We start from the raw sequence: 17,566 nt of genomic DNA on the forward strand, positions 1-17,566 counted from the left end.
CCTGCCATTTACATTTTTGCGCTTTAGTATAACATGTTTTGTAGTACCGTGACCACGAAAGGAGAAATTTGATGTCGACGCCTTTTATCCAGTATACGCTCTTATTTGAATGTCATGCCGATTATTTCGAGTGCCATGAAGTGCTTGAAGAAGCATGGCAGGACGGGGGGCGAGAGGATCTCGGTTACGCCGCCTTGATTCAATACGCCGTTGCCCACTACCATGCCCGTCGCGGTAACACGCCCGGTGCAAAAAAGAGTATCGCAGCGTTACAGCAGAAGCTCACGTTGGCCGTGACCGAACTCGAAGCCCTTGGAATCGATACCGCGGCGTTCGCCCGTGACTTGCAACGTTGGCCGCTCCCGGAGGCGCTTCCGCTCAATGGAGCGACACGACAACGCATCGAGCGTTTGAAGCCCGCCTTCGAACCGACCACTTTGACGTTTGACGAGCTCGTCCATAAACATATGTATCGTGACCGGACACCCGTCGTCACCGAGCGGCTCCGCGCGCTCGAGGCACGTAAAAAAGCTAGGCGCTGAGCCTAGCTTTTTTTAAATGACGACTTGGTTCCATTTATCGAGCAGGTCACCGGTTTTGCCTTGACCGACAAGCGTCAAGTCGAGCGGCAATAAGTTCCGGGTCTCATCGAGCAATTCGTAAGAACGCTTCTCGCCGCGGAACGACGGAGACAGCGCGATATGATGGATGAACATCGTCGTCTCTTGTTGCTCCATCCCGATGATCCCGACGAAGTCTTCCCCGACTCTCCACAGATAGAGGAATTTGGCAGGGTCTTCTTCGTAGGATCGGACGAGTTCGAGCAAGGCGAGCGGAGATTTGTCGCTACATGAGAACGCGAGCAAGCCCATCGCCGTCTTTTCGTACGATTGTTTGTATTTCACCAGCATTGCTGGTTTCACCACCTTTAGTCATTCATGTTTCACTAAGTGAACACGTGAGAGACATGGCTCATTGTGCCATAACGTTCAGGCAGAAATCAATTCTCGTCCCAAACTTTAACTTCGGCCATCTTCGTGCCTTGACGAAGTTTGACCGCGTGCTCAAGGCCAGACGTCACTTTTCCGAAGACCGTGTGGACACCGTCGAGATGTGGTTGTGGCTCATGGACGATAAAGAACTGTGACGAGCCCGTGTTGCGTCCGGCGTGTGCCATTGAAAGCGAACCCGCTTCATGTTTGTATGGGAACGATGTCGATGTCTCACATGGGATCGTCTTGCCTGAACCACCCATACCTGTCCCGTCTGGGCAACCGCCTTGGCTGACGAAACCTGGGATGACCCGGTGGAACGTCAAACCGTTATAGAAGCCGCTGTTCGCGAGCTCCTCGAAGTTGTCGACCGTGATTGGTGCCGCATCGTGGAACAAGTCGAATTCGATCATTTCGCCGTTCTCTAATTTCATAGATCCTTTTTTCATGAAAAGTTACCCCTTTATGTTCATATTGTCATTCTCACTCACACATTGCCCATTCTATCAAAAAAAACCGTCTGTCTCCACTATTTTGTGGAAACAGACGTTCTGACTTGCCGCTTACTGGATGACGGCGTGGACGAGTGGACGCGCCGTCGGCTCTGTCGCACCGATCGTGTACGCGTGGTCCATCCGCTCGAGCGCAGATGTCATGTCTTCTTTGTTCGAACGGAGCACGGCGATCACGTCACCGGCCTCGACCTTGTCACCGACTTTCTTCTCGAGCGTGATACCGGCCGCGAAGTCGAGCTGATCATCTTTTGTCGCGCGACCTGCGCCGAGGAGCATCGCTGCCACACCGACTTCGTCAGCGATAATCGACTCGACGTAACCTGCTTGTTTCGCGACGAACGTCGTCTCATACTTCGCTTGCGGAAGTTTCGATAAGTCATCGACGAGCGACGCGTCGCCACCTTGTGCCGCTACGAACTGACGGAACACTTCGAGGGCATGACCGTCGGCCATCCGTTTCTCAAGGTCATCGTACGCTTCCTCGAACGTCTGATAGAACTCGCCGAGTACCGCCATATGGCCGGCAATCGTGAGGGCAATCGTCTTCAAGTCGGTCACGTCTTTGCCCGAGAGGACTTCAATCGCTTCTTTCACTTCATTGGCGTTCCCGATTTCGAAACCGAGCGGCTGGTCCATATCCGTGATGACGGCGACCGTCTTACGGCCGACGTTCTTACCGATGGCGACCATCTCTTCAGCGAGCGCTTTCGCGTCGTCGAACGACTTCATGAACGCGCCTGAACCCGTCTTGACGTCAAGGACGATGCTGTCGGCACCGGCCGCGATCTTCTTCGACATGATCGAGCTCGCGATGAGCGGGATTGAATCGACCGTCGCTGTCACGTCACGGAGTGCGTAAAGACGTTTGTCGGCAGGCGTCAAGTTGCCTGTCTGACCGATGATTGACATCTTGATGTCGTTTACTTGCTTCGTGAACTGTTCTTCCGTCAACTCGACGTTGAAGCCAGGGAACGATTCGAGCTTATCGATCGTCCCGCCCGTGTGGCCGAGACCACGACCACTCATCTTCGCGACCGGAATACCGATTGACGCGACGAGCGGAGCGACGATTAAGCTGATTTTGTCACCGACGCCGCCAGTCGAGTGTTTATCGACTTTTTTACCTTGGATGTTCGACAAATCGATGACGTCACCAGACTTGACCATCTCCATCGTCAGGGCCGCCGTCTCTTTCTCTGTCATGCCGTTAAAGTAAATCGCCATCGAAAGGGCTGACATCTGATAATCAGGAATCGTCTCGTTCGTGAAGCCTTCGACGATGAAACGAATCTCCTCTTCGTTCAATTCGCCACCGTTACGTTTTTTCAAAATCAAATCGACCATGCGCATAAGTTTCGTCCTCCTAGTTGGGTAGTGGTTACATGCTTTGAATCGTGCCGCGTACGAGTGAAAGGAAGTCTTGGCGGACGCGTTCTGTCGTCTCGATGACTTCTTCATGGTTGAGCGGTTGATCTAAAATCCCGGCTGCCATGTTCGACACGCACGAGATGCCGAGCACTCGCATATCTGAGTGACGGGCCACGATGACTTCAGGCACCGTCGACATGCCGACGACGTCGCCTCCGAGCAGGCGAGCCATCTTGACTTCGGCCGGTGTCTCGTATGTCGGACCCGTGTTCCCGAAGTAGACGCCTTTTTGAACAGAAAGTCCAAGTTTTGTGGCGACGCCTTCCGTCAATGTGACGAGCTCTTTATCGTACGCTTCTGACATGTCTGGGAAACGTGTTCCGAAGTCGCTCGCGTTCTTACCGATGAGTGGGCTCGTACCGAAGAAGTTGATGTGATCCGTGATGATCATCAAGTCCCCTGGGTTGAACGACTCGTTGCAAGCACCGGCCGCATTCGTGACGATGAGCGTCTCGACACCAATCAATTTGAGGACGCGGACCGGGAACGTGACTTGTTCCATTGAGTAGCCTTCATAGAAGTGGAACCGTCCTTGCATCGCGACGACGCGTTTTCCTTCGAGGTCCCCGAAGACGAGTTGGCCGGCGTGACCTTCGACGGTCGATACCGGGAAGTGCGGGATGTCCTCATAAGGGATTTTCACCGCGTTCTCGATTTCATCCGCGAGGACGCCGAGACCTGAGCCAAGAATGAGTCCGATTTCTGGTGTTCCGTTCATGCGTTCCTGTAAAAATGCCTTTGTTTCGTTCCAATTTACCATGAGTAATGCCTCCTCAAATTTCGTTTAAGAAACTCTTTCCATGCGCTGGTGCATCGACGTCGAAGTTATCGGCCACTGTGGCGCCGATATCGGCGAACGTTCCGCGGATGCCGAGGTCGACCGCTGTCGAACCGTGATGATGGACGATGAGCGGCACATATTCACGCGTATGGTCCGTTCCTGGTGCCGTCGGGTCGTTCCCGTGGTCGGCCGTGATGATGAGCAAGTCGTCTTCACGCAACTTCTCCATCACTTCCGGCAGACGGGCGTCGTACTCTTCAAGCGCGATCGCATAGCCTTCTGGGTCACGGCGGTGACCGAAGAGTGCGTCAAAGTCGACGAGGTTCAAGAAGCAGAGTCCTTCGAACTCTTCATCGAGCGAGTCGACGAGTTTGTCCATCCCATCCATGTTCGATTTCGTCCGAATCGCTTTCGTGACGCCTTCGCCGTCATAAATGTCGCTGATTTTCCCGAGGGCGATGACATCTTTCCCAGCTGTCTCAAGCGTGTTCATGACCGTCTTGCCGAACGGCTTGAGCGCGTAGTCGTGGCGGTTCGATGTCCGGACCCAAGCGCCAGGTGTTCCGAGGAACGGGCGGGCGATGATGCGACCGAGCATGTACGGGTCTTCGCGCGTGATTTCACGGGCGTATTCGCAGATGCGGTACAACTCGTCGAGCGGGACGACTTCTTCGTGCGCCGCGATTTGGAGTACCGAGTCAGCTGATGTATAGACGATCAAGGCACCTGTCTTGACGTGCTCTTCGCCGAGTTCATCCAAGATCTCTGTCCCTGATGCCGGTTTATTGCCGATGATGTCACGTCCACTGAACTCTTTGAGACGATTGATTAAGTCATCCGGGAACTCCTCAAACACGCGGAAAGGCGTATCGATATGAAGGCCCATGATCTCCCAGTGGCCCGTCATCGTGTCTTTCCCAGCCGAGATTTCTTCCATGCGACCGTAGGCGCTCGGTGTCGTCGACACTTCGATGCCGTCGATCGGCTTGATGTTCGACAGCCCGAGGCGGCCCATATTCGGCATGTTCAACCCACCGTGTTCACGAGCGATATGCCCGAGCGTGTCTGAACCGACGTCTCCGAACTGGTCGGCATCTGGGGCTTCCCCAATCCCGACCGAGTCCATGACGACCAAGAAAATACGTTTAAATTTCTTCACAAAAAGTTCCTCCTTTAGTGTCTTTACGCACGCGGATGATGTTTTCGATAGACATCGTGGAGTCGTGCCTTATTGACATGTGTGTAGATTTGAGTCGTGGAGAGGTCAGCATGCCCGAGCATCTGTTGGATGGCCCGAAGATCGGCCCCGTTCTCGAGCAAGTGTGTCGCAAACGAATGACGGAGCACGTGTGGCGTGATCTCTTTTTGGATACCGGCCTCTTTGGCCCGTCGTTTGATCATCTTCCAGAACCCTTGACGGCTGAGCCTTCCGCCGCGCCCGTTCAAGAACAACGCCTCGGTCTCCCGACCGCCGAGCCCGTTGCGGGCCTGTTGGATATAGCGTTCGACAAAACCTTGGGCGACCGATGACACCGGGATGATCCGGGCGCTCTCGCCTTTGCCTTCACACTGTAGATACCCCAATTCGAACTGTAAATCATCCAAATCGAGCCCAAGAAGTTCGCTGACGCGCATCCCCGTGCCGTAGAGCAGTTCGAGCATGGCCCGATCACGGAGCGCGAGCGGGTCTGACGTCGGCACACTGTCGAGCAACCGTTCAACTTCATCTTGAGACCATGTGTCCGGCAGATGCCGTTCCGCTTTCGGCGTCTCCAAATAAAGTGCCGGGTCAGTCGTTGCACCACCTGTCATCTTCAAATGATGATGGAACGTCCGAATCGAACTGACGGCCCGTCGGAGTGATGAAGCAGCCCGACCAGCTTGCGATAACTCTTCCATATGTTTGACGATGTGTGCCCGCGTGACTTCATTCCATTCTGTCACCCCGAGTTGGGTGAGTGTCGATAAGTACTGGGTCAAATCGCTCGCATAGGCTTGTCTCGTGTTCGTGGACATTCGTTTTTCAACCGTCATGTACTGCAAAAATGACTCGACTTGCGAACGCATGACATCCCCCTCCTTCCTCGCTACACCTGAATACGCTTACATCATATCACTTATGTAAACCGTTGTGAAGACGTCTGACCTCATTTTTTTAAAAGCTTTTTTGTGACAGGAATTGGTGAGGTTTTCACGCATATATTTCGATTGAGGGCTTACAAATCTCATCATGATTTGGTACACTCAAGTCGACTTATTAAAATGATTTAAAAAGTTTGAAAGGAGTCGTCCATGGACCAGACCATTACTAATCTGACGGTCGCCGTCAGACGTCAACTCGTCTTATCCGGTCATTCGACCATCGCCGCCATCTCAGAAGCGACCCGGCTCAGTTTTCCGACCGTCAAGAAGCAGTTGGAGCAGTTGATGGAGGCCGGTGAAGTGTTTGAACAAGGTTTTGAGGATTCACGCGGTGGTCGCCCAGCCAAACGTTACATCTATAATGAGCGGTTCACGCACGGATTGACGCTATACGTCGAGAAGTCGGTCGTCCGCTATCGTGTCATCGATAGCATCGGTACGATGATCGACGACGGGACGCAGGAGATTCTAAACGGGGACCACCTCGGTGCGCTCGGCTCGGTGCTCGACCGACAGTTGGACCGAACCCCCGATGTGAGCGCGATCTCCATCGGTGTCGCAGCGGCCGTCGCAGATGGGACGGTCATCTTCGCCCCGGACTATCCGACGTTCGCACACCTCGACTTGAAAAGTTGGGTCGAGTCGCGTTCCAATCGCCCTGCCGTCATCGAGAACGATATGAACGCTGCCGTCTATGGATACGGACACACGCACGAACTCGCCGGTGACCAATCTATCGTCTACATCTATTTAGGAAAGAACGGACCCGGTGCCGGGATTCTCATCAACGGACAGCTCATCCGCGGCAAGACGGGATTCAGCGGGGAAATCTCGTTTTTACCCCTTTACGACGACTCGACGTTTCATAATCGGATGGAGAGCGAGCGAGCGGCCCCGCTTTCGGATTCCGCTTTCGAAGCGCTCGGTCGGCTTGTCGCGACGTTCACCGCGACGCTGAATCCGAACGCCATCATTTTTTCGGATGTCGATCTCGTCGATCCTGAGTTGGAGGCAATCAGGCATGCTTGCCAGCGTCACATTCCGGTGGCTCACATGCCAGATCTATTGATTGGCAACTGGGAGGAAGATTATTTTGCAGGCTTGGCTCGACGTTGCGTCGGGTTGATGCTTGAATCAATTTGAAGAGGTGTACCATGACAGGATTTTTATTATTGGCCGTGATTTACATCGCTTTTATCAGTCTCGGTCTGCCCGACGCCTTGCTCGGTGTCGGTTGGCCGTTGATGCACGTCGAGTTCAACGCCCCGATCTCGATGGCCGGATGGATTTTTATGACCATCGCCGCGGGGACGATTTTATCGAGCCTGCTCAGTGGCCGATTGCTCGAACGGTTCGATACGAAACAAGTCACATTCGGCTCCGGGCTCGTGACTGCTCTGTGCCTGCTCGGTTTTTACGCGGCCCCGTCCTTGATTTGGCTGTTTGTCCTATCGATTCCGCTCGGACTTGGCGCCGGCGCGGTCGATGCCGCGCTCAACCATTACGTCGCGGAAAACTATAAGGCGCACCATATGAACTGGCTCCATTGTTTTTGGGGCGTCGGAGCGACGGGCGGACCGCTCGTCATGGCCGGCGTCTTGACGGAGAACGGTTGGCGCGATGGCTATTTGATTGTCGCGTTGATTCAGTTCGCGCTCGCCTTCATCTTGCTCCTGTCGTTCCCGCTCTGGAAGCGCGAAGTCAAAACGGAACCCTCCTCGCTCGAACGACAAGAGACGGCCGTGACCGCGCTCGATCGAAAACTGCCGAAAGGCGTCTCGTATGCACTAGCCACGTTCCTGCTTTATTGCGGCATTGAAGCGCTCATCGGACTGTGGGCCAGCAGTTACCTCGTCCAGATGAAACAGTTTACGGTCGCGACGGCCGCGACGTGGGTATCAATCTATTACGGCAGCATCACGCTCGGGCGTTTCTTGAGCGGGTTCCTGTCATTCCGCTTCACGAATCGACAGATGATCCGACTCGGGCAAACCCTCGCCTTAATCGGTAGCCTCGTATTTCTCATTCCGACGACTGAAACCATGTTGATCGGCTTAATTTGTATCGGTCTCGGGCTAGCTCCGATTTATCCGAGCATGCTCCATGAGACGCCGCAGCGGTTCGGTGCGGAACGGGCCAAACGCTTGATGGGCTTCCAGATGGCGTTCGCCTACACGGGCAGCACGTTCCTGCCACCGCTATTCGGTCTCGTCGTGTCCCAGACATCGCTCGGTCTATTTCCGCTCGTGGCCGTTTTGATCATGGTCGGGATGCTCTTGAACACGGAACGCTTGAATGTCATCATGCAGCAACAATCAAAGGAGGAACCCACATGAAGATCGAACACGTCGCCCTCTGGGTGAACGAACTTGAACAGATGCGCCGTTTTTATGAGACGTATCTCGGGGCAACGGCGAACGACAAGTATACGAACGAACAGAAACAGTTCGAATCGTATTTCCTGACGTTCCCTGATTCGACGTGCCGACTCGAGTTGATGCGCCGCCCGGACATCCAAGGCACACCTCGTGAAACGGTTGGCTACGCACATATCGCGTTCGCGCTTGGCAACAAAGTAGCGGTCGACACGTTGACGCGACGGCTCGAGGCCGACGGCTATCCGCTTGTCGATGGTCCGCGGACGACCGGGGACGGCTATTACGAGAGCGTCTTCCTCGATCCGGAACAAAACAAACTCGAATTGACCATATAAGGAGACGACACCATGATCAAAGCCATCTTATTAGACCTCGACGGAACGCTATTGAACGATCAAAAACTCATCTCACCCCAAACGAAACAGACGCTCCTCGATTTGCAGGCGAACGGTGTCAAAGTCGTCCTCGCCTCGGGCCGACCGAAACGGGGCATCGAACCGTTCGCCGACGAGCTCCGGCTCCACGAGTATGGCGGTCTCCTCGTGTCCTCGAACGGGGCATGTGTGACCGATGCCAGAACGAACGAGACGCTGTTCGAACAGGCCATCGATCAGGACGACGCGATTGCCATCTTGGATCATTTGACCGGCTTTGACGTCATCCCGATGATCAATGACGAGACGTATATGTACGTCAATGATGTCTTCAGCGGCATGCTCGAGTTAAATGGTAAGCCGTTCAATATCATCGAATATGAGTCGCGCGGCGGACGGTTCCAATTGCGGGAAGAGCCGCGACTCGCCGACGCCATCACCTTCCCGATCTATAAAATCCTCGTCGCCGGACAGCCGGACTATCTACAGGCCCATGCCGACTTGCTCGCCGGACCGTTCACGGACCGCGTGACGGGCATGTTCACGGCAGCCATGTACTATGAGTTCACGGATCTCGGCATCGACAAGGCCCGGGCACTCGATCACGTGTTCCGGGAGATTGGGATTGACCGCGAGCACGTCATCGCGTTCGGGGACGGCCATAACGACCGCTCCATCATCGAGTTTGCCGGCATCGGGGTCGCGATGGACAACGCCGTCGAAGACATCAAGGCTATTGCGAACGAAATCACGCTGTCGAACAATCACGATGGCATCGCCACCGTCTTGTCCCGTTATTTGACGATGTGACGACATACAAAAAAACAGGTAGCCGCTTAAGCGGCTGCCTGTCTTGCTTTATCCGTTGATGACTGCTTTATGACCCTCAAGCGTGACGCCTTTGGCTTGGCACACTTTACAGATGCCGTGAAACGTCAAGCGATGGTCTTTGATTAAAAATTCGTATTTGCTTTCGACTTTCTTCTCAACGTCGACGAGCAAGTCTTCCATGATTTCTTCGACTGAACCACACTCGACACAGACGAGATGATGGTGCGAATGGTTCGCGCCCTCTGGTCTGAGGTCGAAACGGGCAACGCCGTCACCGAAGTTGACTTTGTCGACGACACCGAGCTCGGTCAAAAGCTCGAGCGTCCGGTAAACCGTCGCGAGCCCGATTTCCGGAGCGATGCCTTTGACGAGCATGAAGACGTTCTCCGCACTCAAATGATCCGTTTCATTCTCAAGTAAGATGCGGACCGTCGATTCTCGTTGCGGTGTCAATTTATATCCTTTGGCGCTCAATTGCTGTTTGATCCGTTCAATTCGCGTTTCCATAAGGCGCCCCCTCTTTGCATAATTCACTATTCAAAGCATACCGAAGTTCGTTCGGTTTTTCAAATTAAAATGATTCCTATGTAAGTGTAACATATGTCACTCTAGTTTAGAATCATTTCAATTTAGATAATTGCCACCATTGAATCGCCATGATCGTCTTCGCGTCGGTGATGCGTCCACTCGCTAACAAGTCGACCGCCTCGTCGAACGTAAAGCGTTGGACTTGTAAAAATTCGTCTTCATCGAGGTTCATCACACCGGCCGTCAAGCCGTGTGCGACATAGACGTCGACCCGTTCGCTACAAAAGCCGGGTGCCCCGTAAAACGAGAAGATTTTTTCAAGGTTCTCGGCCGTATAACCGGTCTCTTCTTCGAGCTCGCGCTTCGCGCTCGCAAGCGGCTCCTCACCGACTTCCAATTTTCCGGCCGGAATTTCGAGCGACATCGATTCGAACGCTTTCCGGTACTGCTCGACGAGGACGATGCGGTCGTCTTCATCGACGACGAGGACGGCGACGGCCCCGTTGTGATAGACGAGTTCGCGGACCGACGTCCCTCCGTTCGGGAGTGACACGACGTGCTTCTCCACGTTAAAGATCTTTCCTTCGTAAATGACTTCCCGTTCAATCGTTTTTTCTTCCATTGTATGTACCCCTCACCTTTTCCTATATACTGTAATTATGATTCATATTGACAGACGGAACAAGGAGGAATTATCAATGGCAGAGTTAGGATTAGGAACTATGTCGATTTTGAAACATGGCGAGGCGGAAGCGCGACAGATTTTAGAGGCCGCCTATGCGGCTGGCATCCGCCACTTTGATACGGCCGACGTCTATGACCACTTCGAAGTCGAAAAACTCGTCGGCTCGACGTTCGCCGGACGTCGGAACGAACTGTTTTTGACCAGTAAAGGCGGGAATCAATGGACAGGGGACGGAATGCGTTGGAATCCAGCCCCCTCCTATTTAGAACAGGCCCTACGCGATTCTCTCGAACGCTTACAGACGGATTACTTGGACTTATATTACGTTCATGGCGGCACGATGGAAGACGACCTGGACGCGACAATCGATTTCATGCGTCGACAGAAACAAGCTGGCGCCATCCGCCAAATCGGACTGTCCTCGATTCGCCCGAACGTCATCCGCTACTGGCTCGAACACGGAGAACTCGATGTCTTGATGACCCCGTACTCCCTGCTCGACCGCCGCATCGAAACGCTCGAACTCGACATCCCGATCGTCGGGCGCGGTCCGCTCGCCAAAGGCATACTGACCGACGGATGGTCTGCCCGCTTGTCGGAGAAGGGCTTTGAATCGTGGACTGAAGCGGAGTTGCGCGACTTGATGCCGACGATTCCCGAACCGATTCAAGCGTACGCCCTCGCAGCCGCGGAGCGGACATGTGCCGTCGTCCTACCGGGCGCGTCCTCGGTCGACCAATTGAACGATTTGATCGCCGCTCATCAATGCGGCGTCGATTCGCGCAAACTCGACGATCTGTTGGCCCGGCTGCCGGTCCAACCCTACACAAAACATGCGACCTGAACGTCAGGTCGCATGTTTGTCTCGCTGTTTCATCTGTTCGATGGCCCAATCAGCCCAACCGGCGTAATTTTCCATCATCCGGATGGCGTACTCGCTCGTCAGTAAATAACCGAGCGTGTCAGCCTCGGACTGGTGCGCCGCTTGAAACGCCCGAATCTGATGAGCGACTTGTTCATGATGCGCTTTCGTCTCCTCGACGTAACGGATCGCCTCGTCGAGCGGGAGTAGTTGCAGGAGGCTGACCCGCAGCAAGTTCTCATCTTTCATCTTCGGTTGGTACGAGGTCGGTTGCCGGAGCCAGTCGATTAGCTCTTGACGTCCCGCCTCGGTGATTGAATAAATCTTTTTATCCGGTAAGTCATGTTGAGCGACGTGCTCAGAGGAGACGAGTGACTCGTCTTCCATCTTTAACAGTTCGCGATAAATCTGTGTATGATGGGCGTGCCAAAAATGAATCATTTGTGCTTTGAACGTCGCGTTCAAGGCATAGCCGGTAGCGGGTTGATGGGTCAATAACCCGAGTAGTGCATGACGTAACGCCATAACCATCACCTATCCCTTGCGGTTCTATTTTTATAAGTGTATCACATATTGCCATGCGACCGAGAATGCCAATCGGTTGACGCCCGTTGCGAATACACAGACAATATATGTGAAGGGAGAGATTTTATGAAACCGATCCAATCTGATCAACAATTCCAAGAGGCCATCCAAGATAAAGGTATGGTCATCTTTACGACATCATGGTGTCCCGACTGCCGTCGTCTTGATATGTACGTCGACGAACTAGTCAAAGATTATCCGCAGTTCAACTGGTACGTCGTCGACCGCGACGAGTTGCCTGAACTGTCGGACGCGCAAGAAGTCCGAGGCATCCCCTCACTTCTTTTCTATCAAGAAGGCGTCAAACAAGAACACCTCCACTCGGCGAACGCCAAGACGGAGATGCAAATCCGCTCGTTCCTCGATACGTTGAACGCGTAAACAAAAAGACGGCCGTCGTGGTCGTCTTTTTTTGTTCACTTGAAGCGCTCGAGATAACGCCGGTCGATGCGCCGCTTTAGCCAAAACGGCAGACGACCGTGCCATGTCAGCTTCCCGAACGTCAAGAGTGCCCGTCCTGGGGTCGTCAACAAAATATTGAGCGACGTCCGCGATTTGAACCGGCGTGGCGTACCGAGCAGTTGACGGGCGACATGCCGACCCGAACGGACGGCATCGACACCACCGTTCAATCGGGCCGCCATATCCCCGGTAATATAAATCTCGCGGTAGACCGGGTGTCGCAAATCGTCTTCCGTGTCGATGAACGCCCCATCGTCCGCAAGTCCAGCCTCAGACCAAAAATCATCAGGAACGACACCGGTCGCGTCTAAGACGAGTCCCTCTGTCTGAGTCCCTGGTTGGAACGACGTCAGAATGAGCATCACGCCGCTGCGGACGAGACGCCGCGCCATCTGTCGCCCGACATGATGGGGAAGTTCGGGTAAGATGTCACGAGCATAGAGCGTCACGCGTTGCTTCTGTCTGATGCAAGCGAAGGCGAGTTCGACTCCGGCTTTGCCCCCGCCGACGATCGTGATCGCGTCACTCTGTAAAATCTCGTCCAGCATGTTTGTCGTCATCGGTTTTAACCGGTTCCCGATCCCACGACTCTTCGCACCGGTCGCGAGCACGAGGATGTCATATGCGACGTGGCCGCGATCGGTCTCGACGAGGCGCGCATCCGGATCGAGACCGATCAGGCGCTCGGCGACGGGAGAGACGTCACGACGCAACCGCGTCGTCGCCGATTCCATCTCGCCAGCGATCACTTGAGGGAACGCACCCGTATAAATCGCCTCTCGTCCACCGATATACGACACTTCGTAGTTTTCGTTAAGCGCATCGAGATGTTCGAGAATCTCGAGCTGCCCATGACCGAGCCCGACCAAGACAAGGCGCGGCTTCATCTTAGAATCCGCCTTGCTTCAAACAAACGTTGGAAGATCGTGAACACTTCAAGGACGAGGAAAATCGTCGCGATGACGCCGATCCATGTCGGGAAAAGAATCATGAGCGTGAACAAGATGAAACATTCCGTCCGCTCCAAGATACCAGGCTGATAATAAAATGATTTCTCTGAACGGCGTGAGCTGCTCGCCCCGACTGCGAGGAACAACGTCATCGCCACGACGAACGACCCGAGCAAGAGCAGGAAGATCGGCATATGTTCAGGATGTCGTAGCGCGAGCGCGATGACGACGGCAATCTCGACGATGCGGTCGAAGACGAGGTCGAGCACCGTGCCGAACCCCGTCTTTTGGGAGCGCCGGGCCATCGTCCCATCGAGGACGTCGAAGAGACCCGACACCCATAACAGCAACACGGCCGTCCACAACATATCGTTATAAATGAACAGACCGACCGAGACACCGATGATGCCTCCGAGGATCGTCACTTCGTTCGGGGTAAAGTTCCATTTCAAAAGCCGATCGGCCCCGCGCTCGATGACGGGTCGGACGAAGCGGCTACCGTATGTGTCTAACATCAAATTCCTCCTTGTTTCTGTCGCAAATAATACGTCTCGCCGACTTTGAACGATTTGCTCCGCGGTAAGATGACATATTCCCCGGTCGGGCGTCGATACTCGCCGAAATGATGCCCGAAGCGAATGAACGTCCGGACGAGCACGATCGAATCGGACGTCGGCTCTGTCGACACGTCGATATCGGTCGACGGAAGCAGCGTACCGCTCATTTCGACAAAGTCACCGAACGTCGACTCCGTCTCGGATAAACGTCCCGGCGTACCGGTCACTAGAACCTGGCCCGTCGCGAGCAATGTCACCCGGTCGGCGACGAGCATCGCTTCTTCCCGGTCGTGGGTCACAAGGAGCGCCGTCAACTCGAGTTCACGGACGAGGTCACGAATCAGTCGTTGCAACTCGGATTTGAGACCGGGGTCGAGGTTCGTGAACGGCTCATCGAGCAGAATGAGTCGAGGCGCGGCCGCGAGCGCCCGGGCGAAGCTCGCGCGTTGCTGTTCCCCTCCAGACAATTCATGAATTTCAGCGTCGTATCGGCCGGGAAGCTTGACTCGGGTGAGCCACGCTTCCGCTTCTTCCCGTGACCGGTTCGGCGTGGCGAGCGTCACGTTCTCCCCGACTGTCAGATGCGGGAACAAGAGCGGGGATTGGGACAACATCGTAATCCGGCGCAAGTGAGGCGGTACCCCATCGAGCGGCATCTCCTCCCACGTCACCGACCCGGCATCAAGCGTCTCAAGTCCGGCGACGATGCGGAGCAGTGTCGACTTCCCGGAACCGCTCACACCCACGAGGGCATGGATTTCTCCGTTCGGGATGGTGAGATCGATGCCGCACAACACGTCGCGGTCTTTAAAACGTTTTCGTATTCCTGACAATACCAAGCTCATTGCAAACGCCCCTTCACCAATCTAATCCAGATGCCAAACATCGCACCGAGCCCGATATAAAATAAGACCGGCAACGAGACGAGCACCCATGTATTTTGTAACGCCAATGAGACGTCATTGCCTCCGTAGGCCTGATATAGCCTCGTTGTGACCGTCGGGACGAGTCCGGCCCCGATCAATTGGACGAGCACGAATTGACTCAACACGATGACGGTCGAGAACAAGACGATCGTCCGGACCGACTCTTTCATGAGCGGGAATAGGACGAACCCAATCCGGGTGAGCGGCGCGAGCGTCAGTGACTGTTCGAGGAGCGGTCTCCCGATCACGTACATGGCGTTGTATGCCAATCGAATCGAATACGGCAACGTCGTGACGAGCAGGACGAGCCCGACCCCCGTGTACGTCCCGATGAGTCCGACTTGGGCGAGGGCGATATACATGCCGAACATGCTCGCCAAGACGGGGATAAACAATGGCAGAAACGTGAGCCATTCGACCCACGCCTTCCATTTCGACTCGGTGAACAAGAGCCACCAGGCCGTCCCGATGCCGAGCCAAACGTTGATGAGCGCCACGGCGACCACGTAGGCGACCGTATTCAAAATCGCCTCGTCCCACGTGGGCGACGTCGGGAACGTCAAAAACAACCCGGCGAACGGAAAGACGACGAAACAAGCGACGAGAAGTCGACTCATCGTCTCACCCCCCGTTCGATTCGGCGTCTCCGCTTGGCCGTCAAAGCGTAGGATGCGATGACGCCGCTGAAGATGAACAATGTCCAAGCGAGCGCGACCGCATACGACTCGAATGCATTTAAAAACAGACCAGTCGTCAATCGCTCGTAGGCGAGTACCCCGAGCAGCTCGGGGTACGTGACACCTAGCAAAGCCGGCACTTCATAGGCGAACGAGATGAACGCCACGAGCACCCAGAACGAGTCGAGGAGCGGTTTGATGAGAAATGGCCATTCGGCCACTCTGAACTGTTCGAGCGGTTTGAGCTGGAGCGTCTTGGCCATATCCAAATACCCTGGATTCAGTTGGCCGTATGTGCCGACCACCATCAAAAAGACGAACGGCACTTCTTTCCAGACGTACGTCAAGATGACGACGAGATGATGGCGCTCATTTGCCTCAATGAGGCCATATACCGGAAAGCCACCTGAGAACAACAGATAAAACAAATAGGCTGCCGCGACGTGTGGCACGAACATCGGCCATTTGAGGAATGATGCCAGCCACATCGAACGCCTCATATAGATCGTCCGGGCAAGCCACGTCCCAATCACGAGTGAGAGGAACGTCGATGTGAGCGTCACGTACAATGTCACCGTCAGGCTCGCACGCCACGCCGCCTCGTTCAACTCAGACCAGTCAAATCCGACGGTCTCATAGAGCAGGAAGGCGACGCCGGTGAATGGCAATGCCAAAACGATTAAACTAAGCCATAGACTACTTCGCGACACGATCCCACTCCTCACGAATCGCATCAATCACGGCCGGCCCATAGTCAGGGATTGATCGTTCGCCGAGACGTTCCGGATCAGGATAGGTGACACCATCATCGAGCTTCAAGAAGGCGTCACGGTCGGCCGCATCGAGTTTCGTCAAATCGAGCGACGTCCCATCCCCCCAATACGTCGCGTCTTGTTTGGCGAGCTGGGCTTCCGGTGACAGTAACTCATTGATGACGACGAGCGCACCGTTCGGATTTTTGGCGTTAAACGGGACGGCGAGAAAATGCGTCGAGGCGATTGAATGCTCGAGCACGAGTGCCCGTGTCCCCTTCGGGAACACGCCCTCGTTGCGTTCCGCCTCGGCCCGGCGCTCATTGAAGCCCATCGTCATCCAGACGTCACCCGCGGCGTACAACTGGTCGAGTTGGGCGAGTGACTTCGGATATGTTGACCCTTGTTTCCATAGGGTCGGCGACCACGTCGCAAGCTTCTCCCAGAACGCGTCTGGAATCTCTCCGTCACCGGCCGCAGTCCCATACTCGGCGTAGAGCAGATGGCGCACGAACGCGTTGCCCGTGAAGTCTGTCACTTCAGGATACGTGAAACGGCCCGGATTTTCTTCGGTCCAACGATGTAATTCGTCGAACGTCGTCGGCGGATTTTTCACTTTGTCCGCATCATAGTGCATGACGAACTGCACGTTCCCCCAGGCGACCTCGAGCCCGTCGGTCGGGGTGCCCGCATCAGTTGCCTGGGCTTCTTCGTTCAAAAGCGCGGCGTTCGGGATTTTGTCGAGCAGGTCGCCTTGGAGCAACTCCGCCTCGGCGGCGTTACGGAAATTGTCTCCGTTGATCCACATGAGGTCGATTGTCCCTTCTTCTCGATTTGCCCGCTTGTCGAGCGACAATTGGCGCACGAACTCGGCCGTGTCCATCGGGACGCGGTTCAACTCCACGTCATAAGTCTCTTTCAGGCGGGGCGCGACATACTCATCGATGTAGCGATTGATGCCGTCATCGCCTCCCCACATATAAAAATTGACCGTCGACTGTTTCGCTTCTTCAGCTGCCTGTTCGAACGTCGGTGCGATTTCGGCGCGCGTCGTCCCGCAGGCAGCGAGGAAGATGAGTGACAGCATCAAGCCAAATTGTTTCAATCGGCGCATCGTGTCTCCCCCTTTTTCTCTATGTTG

22 protein-coding genes are annotated in these 17,566 nt (G+C 54.8%); 7 read left to right on the top strand and 15 right to left on the bottom strand.

Going from position 1 to position 17,566, the window contains the following annotated elements; translation table 11 throughout:
• The first annotated feature begins 71 nt into the window (after nucleotides 1-71).
• Entirely contained in the window at nucleotides 72-542 is a 471-nt protein-coding gene (locus AC13H5_RS08715; RefSeq protein ID WP_483545621.1) for a DUF309 domain-containing protein, read from the top strand.
• Nucleotides 543-554: 12 nt separating this feature from the next.
• On the opposite strand, the gene AC13H5_RS08720 is transcribed toward AC13H5_RS08715, so the two are convergent.
• The 6 genes from AC13H5_RS08720 to xerD all read right to left on the bottom strand — a co-directional run bounded on the left by AC13H5_RS08720 (nucleotide 555) and on the right by xerD (nucleotide 5,783).
• Nucleotides 555-911, bottom strand: a complete 357-nt coding sequence (locus AC13H5_RS08720; protein WP_034777852.1) for a GNAT family N-acetyltransferase — start codon at nucleotides 909-911, stop codon at nucleotides 555-557.
• Nucleotides 912-1,000: 89 nt separating this feature from the next.
• Nucleotides 1,001-1,441, bottom strand: a complete 441-nt coding sequence (locus tag AC13H5_RS08725) for a peptidylprolyl isomerase (protein WP_029334855.1) — start codon at nucleotides 1,439-1,441, stop codon at nucleotides 1,001-1,003.
• 114 nt (nucleotides 1,442-1,555) lie between these two features.
• The gene (locus AC13H5_RS08730; protein ID WP_483545622.1) at nucleotides 1,556-2,857 is read right to left on the bottom strand and encodes a pyrimidine-nucleoside phosphorylase; all 1,302 of its coding nucleotides are present in this window, start codon (nucleotides 2,855-2,857) and stop codon (nucleotides 1,556-1,558) included.
• Nucleotides 2,858-2,885: 28 nt separating this feature from the next.
• Complete coding sequence (locus AC13H5_RS08735; RefSeq protein WP_034777854.1) at nucleotides 2,886-3,695, bottom strand: purine-nucleoside phosphorylase; 810 nt, start codon at nucleotides 3,693-3,695, stop codon at nucleotides 2,886-2,888.
• Nucleotides 3,696-3,708: 13 nt separating this feature from the next.
• The gene (gene deoB / locus AC13H5_RS08740) at nucleotides 3,709-4,875 is read right to left on the bottom strand and encodes a phosphopentomutase (RefSeq protein ID WP_483545623.1); all 1,167 of its coding nucleotides are present in this window, start codon (nucleotides 4,873-4,875) and stop codon (nucleotides 3,709-3,711) included.
• Nucleotides 4,876-4,898: 23 nt separating this feature from the next.
• Nucleotides 4,899-5,783 carry a site-specific tyrosine recombinase XerD gene (gene xerD / locus AC13H5_RS08745; protein ID WP_034777856.1) on the bottom strand — a complete coding sequence of 295 codons (885 nt, stop codon included), beginning with the start codon at nucleotides 5,781-5,783 and terminating at the stop codon, nucleotides 4,899-4,901.
• A gap of 225 nt (nucleotides 5,784-6,008) precedes the next feature.
• Here xerD and AC13H5_RS08750 point away from each other — a divergent pair, with 225 nt between their 5' ends.
• Genes AC13H5_RS08750 through AC13H5_RS08765 form a run of 4 tightly spaced genes read left to right on the top strand, consistent with a single transcriptional unit; the run spans nucleotide 6,009 to nucleotide 9,420 of the window.
• Entirely contained in the window at nucleotides 6,009-7,001 is a 993-nt protein-coding gene (locus AC13H5_RS08750) for an ROK family transcriptional regulator (protein WP_214753182.1), read from the top strand.
• Between the two features lie 11 nt (nucleotides 7,002-7,012).
• A complete protein-coding gene (locus AC13H5_RS08755) occupies nucleotides 7,013-8,194 on the top strand; it encodes an MFS transporter (protein ID WP_483545624.1) in 1,182 nt (393 codons plus the stop codon).
• Complete coding sequence (locus tag AC13H5_RS08760; RefSeq protein WP_483545625.1) at nucleotides 8,191-8,571, top strand: VOC family protein; 381 nt, start codon at nucleotides 8,191-8,193, stop codon at nucleotides 8,569-8,571. The genes AC13H5_RS08755 and AC13H5_RS08760 overlap by 4 nt, the downstream gene beginning before the upstream one ends.
• Nucleotides 8,572-8,583: 12 nt before the next feature.
• Complete coding sequence (locus tag AC13H5_RS08765) at nucleotides 8,584-9,420, top strand: Cof-type HAD-IIB family hydrolase (protein ID WP_034777864.1); 837 nt, start codon at nucleotides 8,584-8,586, stop codon at nucleotides 9,418-9,420.
• Nucleotides 9,421-9,468: 48 nt separating this feature from the next.
• On the opposite strand, the gene fur is transcribed toward AC13H5_RS08765, so the two are convergent.
• Nucleotides 9,469-9,948, bottom strand: coding sequence for a ferric iron uptake transcriptional regulator (gene fur / locus AC13H5_RS08770; RefSeq protein ID WP_024371580.1), 480 nt, complete (start codon nucleotides 9,946-9,948; stop codon nucleotides 9,469-9,471).
• A gap of 112 nt (nucleotides 9,949-10,060) precedes the next feature.
• The gene (locus AC13H5_RS08775; RefSeq protein WP_214753174.1) at nucleotides 10,061-10,591 is read right to left on the bottom strand and encodes an NUDIX domain-containing protein; all 531 of its coding nucleotides are present in this window, start codon (nucleotides 10,589-10,591) and stop codon (nucleotides 10,061-10,063) included.
• Between the two features lie 76 nt (nucleotides 10,592-10,667).
• Here AC13H5_RS08775 and AC13H5_RS08780 point away from each other — a divergent pair, with 76 nt between their 5' ends.
• On the top strand, nucleotides 10,668-11,498 hold the full coding sequence (locus tag AC13H5_RS08780; RefSeq protein ID WP_483545626.1) for an aldo/keto reductase: 831 nt from the start codon (nucleotides 10,668-10,670) through the stop codon (nucleotides 11,496-11,498).
• 3 nt (nucleotides 11,499-11,501) lie between these two features.
• Here the strand turns inward: AC13H5_RS08780 and AC13H5_RS08785 are convergent, their stop codons facing one another.
• Entirely contained in the window at nucleotides 11,502-12,041 is a 540-nt protein-coding gene (locus AC13H5_RS08785; RefSeq protein ID WP_034777872.1) for a PadR family transcriptional regulator, read from the bottom strand.
• Nucleotides 12,042-12,167: 126 nt separating this feature from the next.
• Between AC13H5_RS08785 and AC13H5_RS08790 the strand changes: the two genes are divergently transcribed.
• Nucleotides 12,168-12,482: a thioredoxin family protein gene (locus tag AC13H5_RS08790; protein WP_214707562.1), complete on the top strand. Its 315-nt coding sequence runs from the start codon at nucleotides 12,168-12,170 to the stop codon at nucleotides 12,480-12,482.
• Nucleotides 12,483-12,517: 35 nt separating this feature from the next.
• Here AC13H5_RS08790 and AC13H5_RS08795 read toward each other — a convergent pair whose 3' ends face one another.
• From AC13H5_RS08795 to AC13H5_RS08820, 6 genes are read right to left on the bottom strand one after another with little or no spacing between them, the layout of a single operon-like run.
• A complete protein-coding gene (locus AC13H5_RS08795) occupies nucleotides 12,518-13,450 on the bottom strand; it encodes an NAD(P)/FAD-dependent oxidoreductase (RefSeq protein WP_034777876.1) in 933 nt (310 codons plus the stop codon).
• Entirely contained in the window at nucleotides 13,447-14,028 is a 582-nt protein-coding gene (locus AC13H5_RS08800) for a CDP-alcohol phosphatidyltransferase family protein (RefSeq protein WP_034777878.1), read from the bottom strand. The genes AC13H5_RS08795 and AC13H5_RS08800 overlap by 4 nt, the downstream gene beginning before the upstream one ends.
• Nucleotides 14,028-14,915, bottom strand: a complete 888-nt coding sequence (locus AC13H5_RS08805; RefSeq protein WP_483545627.1) for an ABC transporter ATP-binding protein — start codon at nucleotides 14,913-14,915, stop codon at nucleotides 14,028-14,030. Before AC13H5_RS08805 ends, AC13H5_RS08800 begins: the two co-directional genes overlap by 1 nt.
• The gene (locus AC13H5_RS08810; RefSeq protein ID WP_034777884.1) at nucleotides 14,912-15,613 is read right to left on the bottom strand and encodes an ABC transporter permease; all 702 of its coding nucleotides are present in this window, start codon (nucleotides 15,611-15,613) and stop codon (nucleotides 14,912-14,914) included. The genes AC13H5_RS08805 and AC13H5_RS08810 overlap by 4 nt, the downstream gene beginning before the upstream one ends.
• Nucleotides 15,610-16,383 carry an ABC transporter permease family protein gene (locus AC13H5_RS08815; protein ID WP_034777886.1) on the bottom strand — a complete coding sequence of 258 codons (774 nt, stop codon included), beginning with the start codon at nucleotides 16,381-16,383 and terminating at the stop codon, nucleotides 15,610-15,612. The genes AC13H5_RS08810 and AC13H5_RS08815 overlap by 4 nt, the downstream gene beginning before the upstream one ends.
• Nucleotides 16,370-17,539: an ABC transporter substrate-binding protein gene (locus AC13H5_RS08820; protein WP_483545628.1), complete on the bottom strand. Its 1,170-nt coding sequence runs from the start codon at nucleotides 17,537-17,539 to the stop codon at nucleotides 16,370-16,372. The genes AC13H5_RS08815 and AC13H5_RS08820 overlap by 14 nt, the downstream gene beginning before the upstream one ends.
• Between the last annotated feature and the right edge of the window lie 27 nt (nucleotides 17,540-17,566).

It is taken from the genome of Exiguobacterium sp. FD-YE-25-4 (assembly GCF_057004685.1).

Coding starts and splice junctions, on each gene's coding strand:
- AC13H5_RS08715 (WP_483545621.1), top strand. CDS start 72: ATGTCGACGCCTTTTATCCAGTATACGCTCTTATTTGAATGTCATGCC.
- AC13H5_RS08720 (WP_034777852.1), bottom strand. CDS start 911: ATGCTGGTGAAATACAAACAATCGTACGAAAAGACGGCGATGGGCTTG.
- AC13H5_RS08725 (WP_029334855.1), bottom strand. CDS start 1,441: ATGAAAAAAGGATCTATGAAATTAGAGAACGGCGAAATGATCGAATTC.
- AC13H5_RS08730 (WP_483545622.1), bottom strand. CDS start 2,857: ATGCGCATGGTCGATTTGATTTTGAAAAAACGTAACGGTGGCGAATTG.
- AC13H5_RS08735 (WP_034777854.1), bottom strand. CDS start 3,695: ATGGTAAATTGGAACGAAACAAAGGCATTTTTACAGGAACGCATGAAC.
- xerD (WP_034777856.1), bottom strand. CDS start 5,783: ATGCGTTCGCAAGTCGAGTCATTTTTGCAGTACATGACGGTTGAAAAA.
- AC13H5_RS08750 (WP_214753182.1), top strand. CDS start 6,009: ATGGACCAGACCATTACTAATCTGACGGTCGCCGTCAGACGTCAACTC.
- AC13H5_RS08755 (WP_483545624.1), top strand. CDS start 7,013: ATGACAGGATTTTTATTATTGGCCGTGATTTACATCGCTTTTATCAGT.
- AC13H5_RS08760 (WP_483545625.1), top strand. CDS start 8,191: ATGAAGATCGAACACGTCGCCCTCTGGGTGAACGAACTTGAACAGATG.
- AC13H5_RS08765 (WP_034777864.1), top strand. CDS start 8,584: ATGATCAAAGCCATCTTATTAGACCTCGACGGAACGCTATTGAACGAT.
- fur (WP_024371580.1), bottom strand. CDS start 9,948: ATGGAAACGCGAATTGAACGGATCAAACAGCAATTGAGCGCCAAAGGA.
- AC13H5_RS08775 (WP_214753174.1), bottom strand. CDS start 10,591: ATGGAAGAAAAAACGATTGAACGGGAAGTCATTTACGAAGGAAAGATC.
- AC13H5_RS08780 (WP_483545626.1), top strand. CDS start 10,668: ATGGCAGAGTTAGGATTAGGAACTATGTCGATTTTGAAACATGGCGAG.
- AC13H5_RS08785 (WP_034777872.1), bottom strand. CDS start 12,041: ATGGCGTTACGTCATGCACTACTCGGGTTATTGACCCATCAACCCGCT.
- AC13H5_RS08790 (WP_214707562.1), top strand. CDS start 12,168: ATGAAACCGATCCAATCTGATCAACAATTCCAAGAGGCCATCCAAGAT.
- AC13H5_RS08795 (WP_034777876.1), bottom strand. CDS start 13,450: ATGAAGCCGCGCCTTGTCTTGGTCGGGCTCGGTCATGGGCAGCTCGAG.
- AC13H5_RS08800 (WP_034777878.1), bottom strand. CDS start 14,028: ATGTTAGACACATACGGTAGCCGCTTCGTCCGACCCGTCATCGAGCGC.
- AC13H5_RS08805 (WP_483545627.1), bottom strand. CDS start 14,915: ATGAGCTTGGTATTGTCAGGAATACGAAAACGTTTTAAAGACCGCGAC.
- AC13H5_RS08810 (WP_034777884.1), bottom strand. CDS start 15,613: ATGAGTCGACTTCTCGTCGCTTGTTTCGTCGTCTTTCCGTTCGCCGGG.
- AC13H5_RS08820 (WP_483545628.1), bottom strand. CDS start 17,539: ATGCGCCGATTGAAACAATTTGGCTTGATGCTGTCACTCATCTTCCTC.